Annotated in this window: 15 protein-coding genes; 7 read left to right on the top strand and 8 right to left on the bottom strand. The window is 65.5% G+C overall.

What is annotated here, in order from left to right; genetic code table 11:
- Window positions 1-69 precede the first annotated feature (69 nt).
- Together DCM79_RS03150 and DCM79_RS03145 are read right to left on the bottom strand one after the other, a co-directional pair.
- Entirely contained in the window at window positions 70-1,410 is a 1,341-nt protein-coding gene (locus tag DCM79_RS03150) for an RtcB family protein (protein WP_257178590.1), read from the bottom strand.
- Window positions 1,411-1,521: 111 nt separating this feature from the next.
- Entirely contained in the window at window positions 1,522-2,847 is a 1,326-nt protein-coding gene (locus DCM79_RS03145; protein WP_257178589.1) for a TROVE domain-containing protein, read from the bottom strand.
- A 1,004-nt stretch (window positions 2,848-3,851) separates the two neighbouring features.
- Between DCM79_RS03145 and DCM79_RS03140 the strand changes: the two genes are divergently transcribed.
- Window positions 3,852-4,517: a DUF429 domain-containing protein gene (locus DCM79_RS03140; RefSeq protein WP_257180678.1), complete on the top strand. Its 666-nt coding sequence runs from the start codon at window positions 3,852-3,854 to the stop codon at window positions 4,515-4,517.
- A 5-nt stretch (window positions 4,518-4,522) separates the two neighbouring features.
- Here DCM79_RS03140 and DCM79_RS03135 read toward each other — a convergent pair whose 3' ends face one another.
- Window positions 4,523-4,735 carry a hypothetical protein gene (locus DCM79_RS03135; protein WP_257178588.1) on the bottom strand — a complete coding sequence of 71 codons (213 nt, stop codon included), beginning with the start codon at window positions 4,733-4,735 and terminating at the stop codon, window positions 4,523-4,525.
- Between the two features lie 152 nt (window positions 4,736-4,887).
- Here DCM79_RS03135 and DCM79_RS03130 point away from each other — a divergent pair, with 152 nt between their 5' ends.
- The 3 genes from DCM79_RS03130 (at window position 4,888) to DCM79_RS03120 (ending at window position 6,603) form a co-directional block, all read left to right on the top strand.
- Window positions 4,888-5,034 (top strand): hypothetical protein, encoded by a 147-nt coding sequence (locus DCM79_RS03130; protein WP_257178587.1) that lies wholly within the window; start codon window positions 4,888-4,890, stop codon window positions 5,032-5,034.
- 114 nt (window positions 5,035-5,148) lie between these two features.
- Window positions 5,149-5,838: a glutathione S-transferase family protein gene (locus tag DCM79_RS03125; RefSeq protein ID WP_257178586.1), complete on the top strand. Its 690-nt coding sequence runs from the start codon at window positions 5,149-5,151 to the stop codon at window positions 5,836-5,838.
- A gap of 156 nt (window positions 5,839-5,994) precedes the next feature.
- Complete coding sequence (locus tag DCM79_RS03120; RefSeq protein ID WP_257178585.1) at window positions 5,995-6,603, top strand: cysteine hydrolase family protein; 609 nt, start codon at window positions 5,995-5,997, stop codon at window positions 6,601-6,603.
- 11 nt (window positions 6,604-6,614) lie between these two features.
- Here the strand turns inward: DCM79_RS03120 and DCM79_RS03115 are convergent, their stop codons facing one another.
- The 4 genes from DCM79_RS03115 to DCM79_RS03100 all read right to left on the bottom strand — a co-directional run bounded on the left by DCM79_RS03115 (window position 6,615) and on the right by DCM79_RS03100 (window position 10,022).
- Window positions 6,615-7,787: a DUF305 domain-containing protein gene (locus tag DCM79_RS03115; RefSeq protein ID WP_257178584.1), complete on the bottom strand. Its 1,173-nt coding sequence runs from the start codon at window positions 7,785-7,787 to the stop codon at window positions 6,615-6,617.
- Window positions 7,784-7,963: a CsbD family protein gene (locus tag DCM79_RS03110; protein ID WP_257178583.1), complete on the bottom strand. Its 180-nt coding sequence runs from the start codon at window positions 7,961-7,963 to the stop codon at window positions 7,784-7,786. Before DCM79_RS03110 ends, DCM79_RS03115 begins: the two co-directional genes overlap by 4 nt.
- A gap of 301 nt (window positions 7,964-8,264) precedes the next feature.
- The gene (locus tag DCM79_RS03105) at window positions 8,265-8,834 is read right to left on the bottom strand and encodes a hypothetical protein (protein WP_257178582.1); all 570 of its coding nucleotides are present in this window, start codon (window positions 8,832-8,834) and stop codon (window positions 8,265-8,267) included.
- A 12-nt stretch (window positions 8,835-8,846) separates the two neighbouring features.
- A complete protein-coding gene (locus DCM79_RS03100) occupies window positions 8,847-10,022 on the bottom strand; it encodes a zinc-dependent alcohol dehydrogenase (protein ID WP_257178581.1) in 1,176 nt (391 codons plus the stop codon).
- 152 nt (window positions 10,023-10,174) lie between these two features.
- On the opposite strand from DCM79_RS03100, the gene DCM79_RS03095 reads away from it, so the two are divergent.
- A complete protein-coding gene (locus tag DCM79_RS03095; RefSeq protein ID WP_257178580.1) occupies window positions 10,175-10,957 on the top strand; it encodes an SDR family oxidoreductase in 783 nt (260 codons plus the stop codon).
- A 438-nt stretch (window positions 10,958-11,395) separates the two neighbouring features.
- Here DCM79_RS03095 and DCM79_RS03090 read toward each other — a convergent pair whose 3' ends face one another.
- Window positions 11,396-11,875 carry a response regulator gene (locus tag DCM79_RS03090; protein WP_373568090.1) on the bottom strand — a complete coding sequence of 160 codons (480 nt, stop codon included), beginning with the start codon at window positions 11,873-11,875 and terminating at the stop codon, window positions 11,396-11,398.
- Window positions 11,876-12,198: 323 nt separating this feature from the next.
- Here DCM79_RS03090 and DCM79_RS03085 point away from each other — a divergent pair, with 323 nt between their 5' ends.
- A complete protein-coding gene (locus tag DCM79_RS03085) occupies window positions 12,199-13,971 on the top strand; it encodes a sensor histidine kinase (RefSeq protein WP_373568089.1) in 1,773 nt (590 codons plus the stop codon).
- Window positions 13,971-14,714, top strand: a complete 744-nt coding sequence (locus tag DCM79_RS03080) for a Crp/Fnr family transcriptional regulator (RefSeq protein WP_257178579.1) — start codon at window positions 13,971-13,973, stop codon at window positions 14,712-14,714. The genes DCM79_RS03085 and DCM79_RS03080 overlap by 1 nt, the downstream gene beginning before the upstream one ends.
- Window positions 14,715-14,780: the final 66 nt, after the last annotated feature.

Genomic DNA, 14,780 nt, shown 5'->3' with positions numbered 1-14,780 from the left:
CGGCGGTCCCGCTTTCCAAAACCGAAGCGAAGCGGGCGGGAGGCATCACCTCCCGCCCGCGGTTTCGCGTCAGTCCTTCCACGGATCGAATTCGCCTTCGCCGGCCATGGCGACGGCGAACGGCCGTAAGGTGTGCAGCACCTTCACCGTGCCGGCGTGCTGCGCCAGCACGTCGGGCAGGCGGCGATAGGCCATCGGGCTCTCGTCGAGGTCGGCACCGATCAGGGTGACGCCGCGCTCGTTGAGCCACCGGTCCATCTGTTCACGCGAGAAGCGCCGCTTCGCCTCCCGTCGTCCGAACAGGCGGCCGGCGCCATGCACGGTCGAGTAGAGCGAGGCCTTGGCTTCCGGGCTGTCGACGCCTTCGAGGATGACGGCGTCGTCGCCCATCGAGCCGCCGACGAATCCCTTCTGGCCGGGAAACGCCGGCGTCGCGCCCTTGCGCACCACCCACAGATCGCGGCCCGCGTGGGTCTCACGCCAGGCATAGTTGTGGTGGTTGTGCACGCTCTCGGTGACGCTGCCGCCGATGATCTGGCGGACGCGCTCGACGACCCACTCGCGGCCCGCATAGGCATAACGCCCGGCGAGCTGCATCGCCGCGATGTAGCGGCGGCCGAGCTCGCTGTCCTCGTCGACCACGGCGGGCGGGACGTTCATGCCGTCCTTGCCGCCGGCGGCCTTGAGGTAGCGCGTCGCGGAGGTGTGTCCGAGACCGCGGCTGCCGAAGTGGACGCCGATCCAGACGAAACCGTCCTCGTCGCGCATGAGGTCGACATAATGGTTGCCCGAGCCGACCGTGCCGAGCTGGCTCACCGCCTTGTTGCGGTAGGACTCCATGTCGCTCTCGCGCCAGGCATCGCCGTCGTCGAACAGGTCGTGCTCGGCCCGCTCGGCGTTGGCGCGGCCGACGCCGAACGAAATCGTCCTGGCGACGTCGCGAATGATCGTGGGCACGCGGCTTGCGATGTCGTCGAAGCGCGTGTCGAGCCGGGCCGCCATGTTGCCGCAACCGATGTCGAAGCCGACGCCGGAGATGCTGATCTGCTTCTCATAGGCGATGACGCCGCCGACCGGCTGCGCATAGCCGAGATGGCCGTCGGCGCAGATCACGCCGGAGACGACGTTGCCGACCGCCATGCAGTTGCGCATCTGCGCGATCGTCGCGTCCTCGTGCGGGCCGAACACCTTCAGCGGCGCATTCTGGAAGCGGGCGTCCTGCATCCGGAACTCGGCGATCGAGCTCGCGGTTGCATTGGCCTCGCGGGCCAGATGCTCCTTGCGGGCGGCGTCCTTGTACAGGCACCAAGCCGGCTGGCCGCGTCCTTCGCCGACACGCGAGTCGGGATCGACGCCGGCGGCGAGGCAGAGTTCGCGGGCGCGTTCCATGTAGGGATCGGGTCGTCGCATAGTCGTAGGTCCTTGTCATTCCACCCGCACCCTAACCGGACCGGGTGGATCATTTAAGAATTTCGCAAGGCCCCGGGCGCGTCTTGCGTCCGGGGCCGCTGTCGTTGCGCATCAGTTCAACGCCGTTTCCGACGCCGCGATCCACGCGACCACGGCCTCGGAGAAGCCGTTGACGCGGGTCCAGGCGCCGTGACCGACACCGTGCTGATACGAGGCCACGTTCACCATGGTGCCGCGTGCCTTGGGCTCGGGCACCTGGTCGTGGCTCTGCTCGTCGGTGAAGACGATGAGGCGATCGCCCTTGCGGTCGATCTCCGTCACGGCCTTGCCGAGATAGGTTCCGCCATGCGGCTGCGAGTTGATGATCGCGTCCCTGAGCGCGAAGCCGCGGCGGGGCGGGACCTTCACCACCTCATTGCTGAAGGTGAAGATCTCGACCTCGTCGCAGATCTCGCGCGCGAGGATGGCAAGGCCGCAAGCCGCCTCCGCACGCGTCATTTCCGACTGCGCGGAGAGGGTTGCGAACATCGAGCCCGACACGTCGATCAGGAGCCGCGTCCGGCCCGGAAGCCGCACATGGTCCTTGACCGACTTGAGCATCGCAGCCTCGAGCTCGGGCTCGAGGTCCGGCGCATAGCGCGCCGCCGTGATGAAGCGATAGGGCAGGATGCGATCCGTCCGCATCGCCTCGATCGCGCCTGCGATGGTCTCGCGCGGGACCTGCGCGTTCTGCATCAGCCGCAGATTGCGCAGCAGCGCCAGGCCGCCGAGTTTGCGCTCGGCGATCAGCCGCTCGAAGGTCTCGCGCTTGCTCTTGCCGGCCGAGAGCGAAACCTCCCAGGTGTCGGGAGAAGCGAGCTCGCCGTCGACGAGCTGCTTCCACACCTTCTCCTGCTCGGCATCCCTAGGCTTGGCGTGGACCAGGAACAGCACGTCCCTGATCCGCACCGCGCCGTCGCGGTCCCACTTGGCAAGCTGATAGGCGTCGAACTTGGTCAGCGCGTGGGCAAGGCCCTTCTTGACCTGTGCCGAAACCGGCTGACGCTTGCGCTGCTGCTGAGGGCCCAGCGCATCCGCCCAGTAGATCGCGAGCAGCTCCGTCATCTCCTCGGGGCGCTGGATCACCTTGTGAAGCGTGTCCGCGACGAGGGCGCGGTGCTTCTCGTTCCGCGCCATCTCGCGGATGACCAGCAGCGGTGCGTGCCGCAGCTTCATCACCTCGCGTGCCTCGATCGCGAGCTGCGCGACCTTGGCGGGCGCGACCTTGGGCACGAGCGCCTTGATGCGATCGGCGATCGCGACGCCGTCCTCGTAGAACTGGTCCTCCCACAGGAGGCAGTTCATCAGCGCGCGCTTCAGCTCCATCTCGGGCGTGAAGCGCACCGCGCGCGCGCCCTCTCGCGTGAAGGCGCGACCGATCTTGTTGAGCCTGACCATGATGGCCTCCTCTTGAGTTGATGGGGGATGGAAACGGGTGCCGGGGAACAGGCGAGGCTGTACTGCCCTTGCGGGCAAGTCACATGCTCTACCGCTGAGCTACGGACTTTCGTCCGGAAGGATTCGAACCTTCGACATTGCGATCCGAATTAACAGCGCTCTTCACCACCGGCGGTGGTTAGGGGGACACGATCCGGGAACAGGCGATTGCTGTGACCCGACGAGCGAAGCTCGCCGGAAAGCGCTCTATCCTCTGAGCTACCGGTGCATGGGACACCGGGCGGGATTCGAACCCGCGACCTCTCGCGTTGCAGGCGAAGTAACAGAAATCTTCACCACGGACCGTGATGGGATTGGCGGGGAACGATCGATGCTGTTGCTGCCCTTGCGGGCGAACCGCCTTTCGGCGCGCAGGGCTCGAACCTGCTCGGCGCTTTCGCGCCTTTACCACGAAGTAACAGACATCTTCACCACCGCCAGGCCGGTGCTTGCGCATCGGCTGTAGTACGTACAAAAATTCTATCGCGGCGCTGTCGACGCGCCGCATGTTGCGAACCTCTGGGTTCGCTCTGCCATCGGTGTCCGGCTCATCGCCTCGTTCCCTCCGGCAGGCCCCGCGCGCTTGGGCACGCGCCTCTCCAGCGCGAGCCCCGAGATCCGGGTCTCTCGTTCCGGCGATTGCCGGATTGTTCGGTTGGGCCGCGCGGCGGGCAATAAAAAACCCTCCGGAGCGGCTGGCTCGGGAGGGTCCGTGAGAAGCGGACGATCGATCTTGCGGTCAGGCAAGATCGCTCCCATGAGCCGGGCATGCGACATCGAATAGCTTTGGGCTATTCGGCATGCGGACAATTCTTTCGTAGCGGTTCAGCATCGCTCGGTTCATGGTGTTTGTCGCAAGCGGAAGTGCTTGCGAGGGCGCGGGACATACGCCCGCGACTTGCGGATGTCAAGCGAGGTGCGTGTGAAAATTGCAGGACGGCGACGACAAGACACGGATTCATGACGTGCCGAACTATCTCGGCCTCGATGGTTTTCGCTTCGGCTGGGTCGCGGCCTGGATCGACGCGCGCGGCGATCACGGCTTTGATTATTCACCTCGCCTGACGCGCCTGCTCGCGCTGCCGCATGCGCGCGCGATGATCGACATGCCGATCGGACTGGATCCGAGTGGCTATCGCGCTTGCGATCTGCGCGCCCGCGAGCTGATTGGCCCCGCCGTGTTTCTCGGCGCGCGCCGCGACCTCTGGACGTTCCCGGACATGGCGGCGGCCAATCGGCATTATTGGGCGCACGAGGGCAAAGGCAGGGGCGTGTCGGCGCAGCTCTGGAATATCAGGGACAAGATCAGGGAGGTCGACGAGGTCATGACGCCGGCACGGCAGGCGACGATCGGCGAGGCGCATCCGGAATTGGTGTTCTGGAATCTGGCAGGGCGCGTGCGGCTCGCGCCGAAGACGTCGCCAAGAGGCCGCGAGCAGCGCGTTGCGCTGCTGAGAGACCGCGGCTTCACCAAGCTGGAGAGATGGCTGACGCTTCGCCATGGCACCGGCATCGGTCGCGACGATCTCATTGATGCCTGTGCCTGCGCGGTCGCAGCGCGCGACAGCACCCAGCGTGTGGGTAGCGAGGACCTCGATCCGCGCGGCTTGCGGATGGAGATCAATTATTGAACCGATCAATTTTGCCGATCGCCTGTATCGGCAAGGCGGCTGCGCTCGTGACGGTCGGGCTCCGGGGAGCCGTCCTCGTCGTCCAATCCTGCTGCTCGCGCCTCGTAGACATCGGCCATTGCTCGTAGCCGCCGCGCGGCTTCGCGATGGGCGAGATCGTCCGCGACGCTGCGACAGCGTTGCGCGTGGTCGAGCAGGGCACGCTTCTCGATGTTCATCCCCTCACAACGCGCAGGGCTGCTCGATGGTCCCACAAAACAAAGCAATGTCTCGTCTGTGAAATCGGGAAAAACTGGCAAAATTTTCCTGCGACCTCGGAACACGGCGCGTGAGCTTGGCGTTTAGCCGAAGGAGTTGAGGGACAAAGGCCATGTACGACGTCTGCCAATGGGCGACCGCGACGCTCGCGGCTGCCTTCACGGCCGCGCTGCTGATCACAGGAGATTGGTTCATCCAGTATCGACTGCAGCATGAAACCATGACCCCGATCGTCAGGATGGCAACGCTGCCGCCTTAGTCGCTTCAAGCACAGTGCGGCTGTTCTCCGCCATCTTCCAGACGATTGGCCGACCTTGCGTCGTTCGTCCGCTCGCCTAGACTGCGGCATCTCACACGAGGAGCCGGAGTGCCGATGTCCGATCTATCCGCTTTTCCCATCACCAGGCGTTGGCCGGCCAGGCGTCCCGAGCTGCTTCAACTCTACTCCCTGCCGACGCCGAACGGCGTCAAGGTCTCGATCATGCTGGAGGAGATCGGACTTCCCTACGAGGCGCATCGGGTCGATTTCGGCAAGGACGATCAGAAGACGCCTGAATTCCTCTCGCTCAATCCGAACGGCAAGATCCCTGCGATCCTCGATCCCAATGGTCCGGGCGGCAGGCCGCTGCCGCTGTTCGAGTCCGGGGCGATCCTGCAATACCTCGCGGAGAAGACCGGCAAGCTCCTGCCTGAGGATCCCGCCCGCCGCTACCAGACCATCCAGTGGCTGCATTTTCAGATGGGCGGCGTCGGGCCGATGTTCGGCCAGCTCGGCTTCTTCCACAAATTCGCCGGCAAGGATTTCGAGGACAAGCGGCCCCGGGACCGCTACGTCGCTGAGGCCAGGCGCCTGCTCGGCGTGATGGAGACGCATCTTTCCGGCCGGCAATGGTTCATGGATGACGACTACACCATTGCCGACATCTCCATGCTCGGCTGGGTGCGCAATCTCATCGGCTTCTATGACGCCGGCGATCTCGTCGGGTTCACAGAGTTCAAATCGGTCGGCGCCTGGCTCGAGCGCGGCCTCGCGCGTCCGGCGGTGCAGCGCGGGCTGGCCTGAGCCCGCGAACCTCAAGGACCCCCCGGCCTCGGGGCGAGGCCTCATCTGCCGGATCAGCGGCCGCACCGATGCGGAACGATGGCCGCCGCAGCCGCATTTTCTGTCGGTAAGCCCGCCGCGGACGTGCCGCGGTCATGCATTCGCCGGTGGAAGACCATGAGAGACAGCGCGTCGGATGTTGCCGAGATCAGGAACGCCGTTCACCTCTGCATCGACATGCAGAACATCTTCGCGCCCGGAGGTCTGTGGGCGACGCCCTGGATGGAGCGCGTGCTGCCGACGATCGCCTCCATCGTTGCGCGTTATCAGGCCAGAACGATCTTCACCCGCTTCATCACGCCGCAGGATCCGGAAGATCGTGCCGGGCAATGGCAGACCTATTTTCGCCGCTGGCACCAGGCGACCCGCAAGCATCTTCCGCCATCGGCGCTCGAGCTCGTGCCAGCCTTGAGCAAGTTCGTGCCGCCGGCTGCCATGATCGACAAGCCGGCCTATTCCGCCTTCAGCAATCCCGGCCTTGCGGGCCGGCTGGTCGACAAGAAGGTCGGCACGGTCGTGATCTCGGGCGCCGAGACCGATGTCTGCGTGCTTTCGACCGTCCTCAGCGCCGTCGATTTCGGCTTCAGGGTCGTGATCGTCGAGGACGCGCTGTGCAGCTCCTCCGACGTCGGGCACGACGCGCTGATGACGATGTACCGCACCCGCTTCCACGGCCAGGTCGACCTGGTGACCGCGGAGGAGCTGACCGAGTTCTGGCGCGAGTAGCTGCTGCGTGCTCAATTGACGTTGTCGCCGAACATGTTGCGGAATGCCGTGGCGACGGCTGCAACGCCGTCCACGTCCCGCATCAGCGCGATCTCGCCCTGCTGCCCGTGGCGAATGGCATGCGCCATGATGCGCAGCCGTAGATCGCCGCGGCTCTGCCACATCCGGTCGGCCATCCTGACCGCGCCGGAATGATGCCTGCTCATGGCCTCGATGAAGACCGGGTCGAACTGGTCGGACGGCGCGGCCTTGACCGCTCGCATCTCGGCCGGCGCCAGGTAGCCGGGCATGGCAGCGCGTTCCTCCGTGCTGCAATCGGGCATCTCGGTGTCGAACCAGCTCAGCCACCAGTTCTCGAAGATCCTGATCTCGCCGGCCTGGCTCGCGACCATCAGCATCGCGAGCTTGCGCAGATGCGGGTCCTGGGCGCGCTCTGCGCCGATCCGCGCCAGCTCGACGCCCTGGGCGTGATGCGCGGTCATGTGACGGATATAGGCCTGGTCCGCATCCCTGTCGCGGCCCATCCATGCCGGCTCGTAGCCGTGGCTGCCGAACCATGCGACCGCGCCGAGCAGCACGATCACGGCAACCGCGCCGGTCGCCCAGGCATTGGTGAAGCGGATGTCGCGCGCCGGCGCATGGCCGCGCGCCCAGCGCAGCCGCGCGAACAGGGGATACATCACGGCAGAGGCGCCATGGACCAGCAGCCCGATCCAGTAGGGTTGTTGCAGCGTGAACAGCGGCTGCCAGAACGGAAACAGCGGCACCAGCACGAACCATTCCAGGCTCGAGGAGAACACCGCCCACGGCAGCGCGAGCAGCAGGATCGTTCGCGGCCGCAAGTCCGCGGTCCAGCGCCCGAGCACGCCGAAGAACACCAGCGCCCAGGAAAAGTCCGCCCATTGATGAAAGGCGATGCCGGCGAGGATCGCGCTCCACGATGGCTCTGCACTGAGCGCCCAGTCCCGCGCGGGAATGGCGGCGACCGTCATCCAATCGACCGCGGCGTCGCGGCCGATACGAGCGGCGAACAATTGGCTGACGAGGGTCGAGAACGTGCTGCTGATCAGGCCGAGCTCGGCGGCGGCGATCCAGCGCGAGCGTCGTTGCCGTGCGAGCCGCGACGCGCCTCCGCCGGCGTACCGTGCCGTGTCGGAGAGCGTTGGTCGCGGCTGCGCGTTCACGTCAGCTGCTTGAGCTTCTTCAGCGGATTGAGCTCGCTCGGCTGGTCCTGCTCGTCGCGGCCGCGCTCGGCCTGCGCCTTGCCGTCATCGTGGAGATCCTGGTCGCCGATGATCTCGCCGACGGCCTGCCTGGTCTTGCCGACGATCCGCTGTTGAAGACCCTTCGTCTTGCCCATGCTGCCTCCCTTGACGCCTCTCCCTTGACGCCTCTCCCTTGGCCTGCCGCCTGGCTTGGTGCCGCAGGCCCCGGCGCCTGAGGCGGCGAGCGCCGGGGCCGCGGTTCGCGCAGTCCGCCTCCGCAGGGGGGATGTCGGAGGCGTTGATCAGACGCGCTGGCGCGCCGATGGTTCCTGCGGTCACCGCGCCTCGATTGCGATGATCACGCCTTCATTGCCGCGGAGCAAGACCGTCGCCGTTGGAGTCCTGGAAGGAGATCAGTGCATCTCGTAGATGACGGGGGATTCCCACGCAGATTGGTCAGGGAACGGGGCGCTCATCAGCTTGCTTCACTTGGTTCTGCCCGGCCTGGGCTGCGATCTGCCTTGCCGCGGTTCGGACGCTGTCGATGCCCCTGGGGAAACCGCTGCGGCTCGGATAGAGCTTGCGCCGCGCATCGCGCGCCGGCCGGCGCGGCTTGGTCGCCTGCGCGGTACGGTAATCCAGCATGGCAATGCCGCCGACCATCAGCAGCGCCAGCGCGATGTTGCCCTTCTTGGGATTATCAGGCGTCAGCCCCGACAGCAGCGCCGCGGCATCGAGGCCGTCGCCGCCGACGCGGGCCCACAGGCCGGCGTTCTTCTCGACCGACAGCGTCATGATCCCGGCCATGATCTCGCGGACGCCGAAGGACCGCACCAGCGTCTCATGGCCTTCCATGCCCAGCGTCTCCGTGACGCGCCGCGGCGCGAACAATTCGACGACCCCGAGGCCAATGCTGAACCAGCCGAGCGCGCGGGCGAGCTGGTCCATCGGCTGCTTCAGGCTCGGCCCACCCTCAATGATCTTCGGGTCGCCCTTGGTGCGCACGATGTTGGAGAAATGAAACATGATCTGGCTCCTTCAGGGCTTCAGCACGACCTTGACGCAGGAATCGCGCTTGTCGCGAAACACCTGGTACATCTCCGGTCCCTGTTCGAGCGGGACGGTGTGGGTGATGACGAAGGACGGGTCGATCTCGCCGTCCTCGATGCGGCGCAGCAGATCGTCGGTCCAGCGATTGACGTGGGTCTGGCCGGTGCGCATCGTCAGCCCCTTGTTCATGAACGCGCCCATCGGCAGCATGTCGGACAGGCCGCTGTACACGCCCGGCACCGAGATGATGCCGCCGGGACGGCAGACATAGATCATCTCGCGCAGCACGTGGGGCCGGTCGCTTTCCGCCGTCACCATCTGCTTGGCGCGGTCGAGCAGGGTGTCGGGCAGCGATGCCATCACATGCGATTCCATGCCGACGCAATCGATGCATTTTTCCGGGCCCTTGCCGTCGGTCAGCTCCTGGAGCCGCTCCACCACGCTCTCGGTCTCGAAATTGATCGTGGTGGCGCCGCCGGCCTCCGCCATGCTGAGCCGCTCGGGCAGGCAGTCGATCGCGATCACCTGGTTGGCGCCGAGCAGGATGGCGCTGCGGATCGCCATCTGTCCGACCGGACCGCAGCCCCAGATCGCGACCGTGTCGGTCGGCTCGATGTCGCATTGCACCGCGGCCTGCCAGCCGGTCGGGAAGATGTCGCTGAGGAATAGCAATTGCTCGTCGGGAATGCCCGCGGGCACCTTGATGTGGGTGGCGTCGGCATACGGCACGCGCAGATATTCGGCTTGGCCGCCGGGATAGCCGCCGGTCAGGTGGGTGTAGCCGAACAGGCCGGCGGTGGCGTGTCCGAACACCTTGTCGGCGAGATGACGTTTGCGGTTGGTGGTCTCGCAGACGGAAAAATTGCCGCGCTTGCACTGATCGCATTCGCCGCAAATGATGGTGAAGGGCACCACGATCCGGTCGCCCTTCTTCAGCTTGCCGTCGACGCCGGAGCCGACCTCGACCACTTCGCCCATGGTCTCGTGGCCCATGATGTCGCCGGGCAGCATGCCCGGAATGAAATTGTGGAACAGGTGCAGGTCGGAACCGCAGATGGCGCAGCTCGTGACCTTGATGATGGCGTCGCGCGGGTCCTGGATCTCGGGGTCAGTGACCGTGTCGCAGCGAATGTCCTCCTTGCCGTGCCAAACCAGCGCCTTCATCTTCCGTCCTCTCGGCTGAACCAGTTGGCACTTAAGTCGAGGAATGAACGATGGTTGCTAGGCGTTGTGCATTTCTTCGCAAGCGCACCCGATAGGAACGAGATGGCGGCGGCGTGATTGGGCGTCATCATCCCCACTCAAGGACATATGCCATGCCCGCCAACCAACTCGCCGTCGTCACCGGCGCCTCCACCGGTATCGGCTTGGAACTCGCGCGCTGTTGCGCCCAGGACGGATTCAATCTCGTCATCGCCGCCGATGAACCGCAGATCGACCGCGTCGCCGTCGATCTGCGCCGACTTGGCGTCAACGTCGAGTCGGTCCAGGCCGACCTGTCCACCACCGAAGGCGTCGACAAGCTCTGCGCCGCGGTCGGCGACCGGCCGATCGATGCGCTGCTCGCCAATGCCGGGATCGGCCTCGGCAAGGCCTTCCTTGACCAGGACTTCGCCAGGGTGAAGCACCTGATCGACACCAACATCACCGGCACGCTGTACCTGATCCACCGCGTCGGCAACGAGATGCTCCGCCGCAACGCCGGGCGCATCCTGATCACCGGCTCGATCGCCGGCTTCACGCCGGGCAGCTTCCAGGCCGCCTACAATGGCAGCAAGGCGTTTCTGGACTCGTTCTCGTTCGCGCTGCGCGAGGAGCTGCGCGACAGCGGCGTCACCGTCACCTGCCTGATGCCGGGCGCCACCGACACCGAGTTCTTCCGCCGCGCCGGCATGATGGACACAAAGGTCGGCAGCGAGACGAAGGACGGCGCCTACGACGTCGCCAAGGCCGGTTTCGATGCGATGCTGCGCGGCGAGGCCGACATCGTCACCGGGCTGAAGAACAAGCTCCAGACCACGATCGCCAACGTCACGCCGAACGAGATTTTGGCCAAGCAGCATCGCAAGATGGCCGAGCCAGGCACGGCGAAATCGTGACGAGACTCCATTGCAATCTGCGGACACGCGAGATCGTCATGCCCGGGCTTGTCCCGCCTGCGCGGCCGAAGCCGCTTCGGCGCGGCGAAGGCCCGGGCATCCACGTTCTTCGTGCTGCGGGCGAGGCGTGGATGGCCGAGACAGGCCCGGCCATGACGGTGTGGAGATATCGTGGCCCGAATTGCTCGCCCAGAATGTGCGGCCTGACGCTAAGGGAGACACCGATTCACATAGCCTAATGCGCGGCGGTTCCGAACCGGTCACATTTCCCGAGCTGGAAAGGGGCTGTGGTGGCGATGGACCGTATCGAACAGGCCTTTATCGCGACTGCCGTCACGGGCTTTCTTGTCATGATGGCGGCAATCGTCTGGATGATAATGAGCTGACTCGAGGGAGCTGGCCGTCTTGCGCGTCGCGCTACCTTACGCCGCGGTTATCCTATGCCTGGCCGTCACCGCCTGGTTTGCTTTCGTGCACCTGTTCTGATCGGTGGCGAGGCTGCGGGGAATTATGCGGTTGACCGCGGACGAGGCCCGCAAGGTTCTGGGCCATGGCGACGATGTTGATCGGCTTCTCCCAGAGCGGTACGTCCCGGAATTCCGTTTCGATGCTGAGCCTCTCGTAGCCTGTGGTGAACACGAAGGGCACCTGCCGTGCCCTGAGCTCACGGGCGATCGGAAAGATCGGCTGGGCGCGGATGTTGACGTCGAGGACCGCCGCGTCGAGAGCGCCGCCATCGTGCAGCATCTCGACCGCATCGTCGATGTGGCCGACGGGACCGGCGATCTCCGCGCCAAGCTTGCGCAGCGCGTTGGCGATGTCATCGGCGAGAAAATATTCGTCCTCGACCACGAGGATGCGGCGACCCATCAGCACCGTGGCTTGATGAGACGGCGTGGGCTTGAGCGATACCGACATGATCCCTCTGGCGCCGCCTCGGGCAGATCGGGCCCGAGGCGCTTCGGAGAACGATGCAACCGAAGGCAGGTTCCATGAGCCACCGCGATATTGGCATCATCGGCAGGCTCGGCCTGTGCCACCCAGCCCAAACCGGGGCAGCCATCAGCCGCCTGACCTACGCGTTGAGAGCGAAGATGCGACCGAACCGCTCCTTGATGCCGCCTCGCCGGAAGAGGCTGGTTCGGAAATCGAATCACGGTCTGGACGTTTTTCTCTTTGATCTGTTGGGATAATATCAATTCCTGCGATTTGCAGGGCCGCGTGCCCGTTGGCCCCGGTCAGTGAAGAAAGCTGCCAGCGCCATGCATGAAGTCGGCGACCAGCCCGTTGGTGGAGAGCGTCGGACGAAAGGCCCGCTGATCGTCGGCGTGGGCGCCTCGCCGGGTTCGCTGGGCAGCATCGCGCGCTTTTTCGCCAAGCTGACGGTCGGTACCGATCTGACCGTCGTGCTGACGCTTCAGCATCACCGGGCCTTCGACGAGGTGCGCGAGGCCGTGCGCGATTCCAGCTGCGGCAAGGTCGCCGAGATCGCCGATGGCCACGCCATCGAGGGAGGCACGATCTATCTGTGTCCGCCGGCGATGATCACCACCATTCGAAACGGCCGGTTCGCGGTTCGAAAGGCCGGGCAGTCGCCGGGCGAGCGCGCCATCATCGACAGCTTCCTGGTGTCGCTCGCGGAGGAACGCGCCGAGCAGTCCGTCGGCGTCCTCCTTGGCGGCACCGGCGGTGACGGCACGCTGGGCACTGCGACCCTGAAGGATCATGGTGGTCTCGCCATTGCTGAAGGAGTCGCGAGCCCGGAGCAAGCCGCACACCTTGCCGACGGCAACGCGCCGGCTTCCATCGCCGATTTCGTGCTGCCGCCGGAGGAGATCCCCGCGTACATCAAGGTCTATGCCCGCCATCTGCGGCGCCTGGAGCGAAAACCCTCCAACGCGCGATTTGACTCGCTCAACAAGGAGCTTCAGTCGGTCAATGAGGAGCTTGAAACCTCGCGCGGAGAGTTGCAGTCGGTCACCGAGGAATTGACGACGGTCAGCGGCGAGCTGGCGCATCGTGTCCGGGAATTGACGCGCACCAGCAGCGACCTCAAGAACTTCATCGAGAGCACGCAGATCGCCACCTTGTTTCTCGACAGCGATCTGCGCGTGATGAACTTCACGCCAGCGATCACGCAGATCCTGCACCTCGTCGAGGCCGATACGGGCCGCCCGATCGCCCAGATCAAGGCCCACGTGCCGATCGAGGAGCTGTATGAGGACGTCCGCCGTGTGCTGCGCACGCTCACGAGCGTGGAGCGCGAACTGAGCGCGACGGACAGCGGCACGCGCTACATCGTGCGCATCCTGCCTTACCGCAGCACCGACGATCTGATCGCCGGCGTGGTCATCACTTTCATCGACGTCACCGCGGTCACCCGCGCCGAGGGGCGCCAGCGTCTGCTGCTGGCCGAGCTCCAACATCGTGTCCGCAACACGCTCGGTGTGGTGCGCTCGATCGCCCGCCGCTCCGCGGAGACGAGCTCAACGGTAGAGGAATACGCCTCCCATCTCGACGGCCGGCTCAACGCATTCGCCCGCACCCAGGCGCTGGTGACCCGCGATCCCGAGGGCGGTGTCGACCTTGAGTTTCTCGTGGTCGAGGAGCTGCTCGCCTATAACGCCCGCGAAGGCGAGCAGATGCGGGTGTCCGGCCCCAGGGTGCGCTTCCAGGCCAAGGCCGCCGAGACGTTTGCGCTCGCGATCCACGAGTTGGCGACCAACGCGCTGAAGTACGGTGCCCTGAGCCGGCCCGACGGACGTGTCGAGATCACCTGGCGCCTCGAGAAGGGCAGGGATCCTGCCGTGCTGCTGTTCGAATGGCGCGAGCGCGGCGGGCCGCAGGTCGAGCCGCCGCCGCGAAAGGGTTTTGGGACCGAGCTTCTGGAGCGTACGCTGGCATTCGAGCTCAAGGGGCACACCGCCTTGGCATTCGATCCTGCGGGATTGGAATGCTCCATCGCCATTCCCCTCAGCAAGCGCACGTTCCACACTCCGGTGGTGGATGGCTGATGCCGTTGTCGACGTCCGATCGCAGCGTGGTGGAGCCGGCCATTCGCCGGCTGAGCGCGCTGAGGCCGTTGTCGGCGGAGGCCCGCGCTTCGCTCGACTATGCGATGCTCGAGGGGTTGCAACGCGCCGGCTCGGGTGAGGACCTTCTCGCGGAGGGGGATCCCGTTGACAGCGTCCGTATCCTGCTGTCGGGCTGGCTCTGCCGCTACAAGACGCTCGTGGACGGGCGGCGCCAGATCGTCAATTTTGCTTTTCCCGGCGAAAGCTGTGACGCCCATGCGTACCTGCTTCCGGTGATGGACCATTCCATCGCGACGCTGACGCCGGTGGTCTACGCCGAGATCAAGCGCGCCCGTTTCGAGGGCCTTCTGGCCGGCGACCGCTCGCTCGCGGAGGCGTTCTGGTGCGAGACGCTGGTCAACAACGCGATCCAGCGCGAATGGGCCGTCAATCTTGGAAGGCGCACGGCCTTGGAGCGCGTGGCGCATCTGTTCTGCGAGATCTTCGAGCGGCTGCGTCCCGTCGGAATGATCGAGGGAAATTCCTGCATCATGCCGGTGACGCAAACGGATCTCGCCGACGCGACGGGTTTGTCGGTGGTCCATCTGAACCGCACCGTCCAGGATCTGCGCGCGTCGGGCCTGATCGTGCTGCGCGATCGCATTCTGACCATCAACGATCTCGCCGCGCTCAAGGATGCGGCGCTGTTCTCGCCGGGCTATCTGCAGCTCTACCGGCGCTGAACTGCGACGAGGCCTCGTGGGGCGGCCGCGGTCGGACCCGATCGGTCATTCAACCCTCGGCGGCAT

It is taken from the genome of Bradyrhizobium sp. WBOS07, from assembly GCF_024585165.1.
GTDB lineage: Bacteria > Pseudomonadota > Alphaproteobacteria > Rhizobiales > Xanthobacteraceae > Bradyrhizobium > Bradyrhizobium japonicum_B.
Note: the sequence above shows the minus strand (reverse complement) of the source record. Positions and strands in the feature narration are given on the sequence as shown.

Coding starts and splice junctions, on each gene's coding strand:
- DCM79_RS03150 (WP_257178590.1), bottom strand. CDS start 1,410: ATGCGACGACCCGATCCCTACATGGAACGCGCCCGCGAACTCTGCCTC.
- DCM79_RS03145 (WP_257178589.1), bottom strand. CDS start 2,847: ATGGTCAGGCTCAACAAGATCGGTCGCGCCTTCACGCGAGAGGGCGCG.
- DCM79_RS03135 (WP_257178588.1), bottom strand. CDS start 4,735: ATGAACATCGAGAAGCGTGCCCTGCTCGACCACGCGCAACGCTGTCGC.
- DCM79_RS03130 (WP_257178587.1), top strand. CDS start 4,888: ATGTACGACGTCTGCCAATGGGCGACCGCGACGCTCGCGGCTGCCTTC.
- DCM79_RS03125 (WP_257178586.1), top strand. CDS start 5,149: ATGTCCGATCTATCCGCTTTTCCCATCACCAGGCGTTGGCCGGCCAGG.
- DCM79_RS03120 (WP_257178585.1), top strand. CDS start 5,995: ATGAGAGACAGCGCGTCGGATGTTGCCGAGATCAGGAACGCCGTTCAC.
- DCM79_RS03110 (WP_257178583.1), bottom strand. CDS start 7,963: ATGGGCAAGACGAAGGGTCTTCAACAGCGGATCGTCGGCAAGACCAGG.
- DCM79_RS03105 (WP_257178582.1), bottom strand. CDS start 8,834: ATGTTTCATTTCTCCAACATCGTGCGCACCAAGGGCGACCCGAAGATC.
- DCM79_RS03100 (WP_257178581.1), bottom strand. CDS start 10,022: ATGAAGGCGCTGGTTTGGCACGGCAAGGAGGACATTCGCTGCGACACG.
- DCM79_RS03095 (WP_257178580.1), top strand. CDS start 10,175: ATGCCCGCCAACCAACTCGCCGTCGTCACCGGCGCCTCCACCGGTATC.
- DCM79_RS03090 (WP_373568090.1), bottom strand. CDS start 11,875: ATGTCGGTATCGCTCAAGCCCACGCCGTCTCATCAAGCCACGGTGCTG.
- DCM79_RS03080 (WP_257178579.1), top strand. CDS start 13,971: ATGCCGTTGTCGACGTCCGATCGCAGCGTGGTGGAGCCGGCCATTCGC.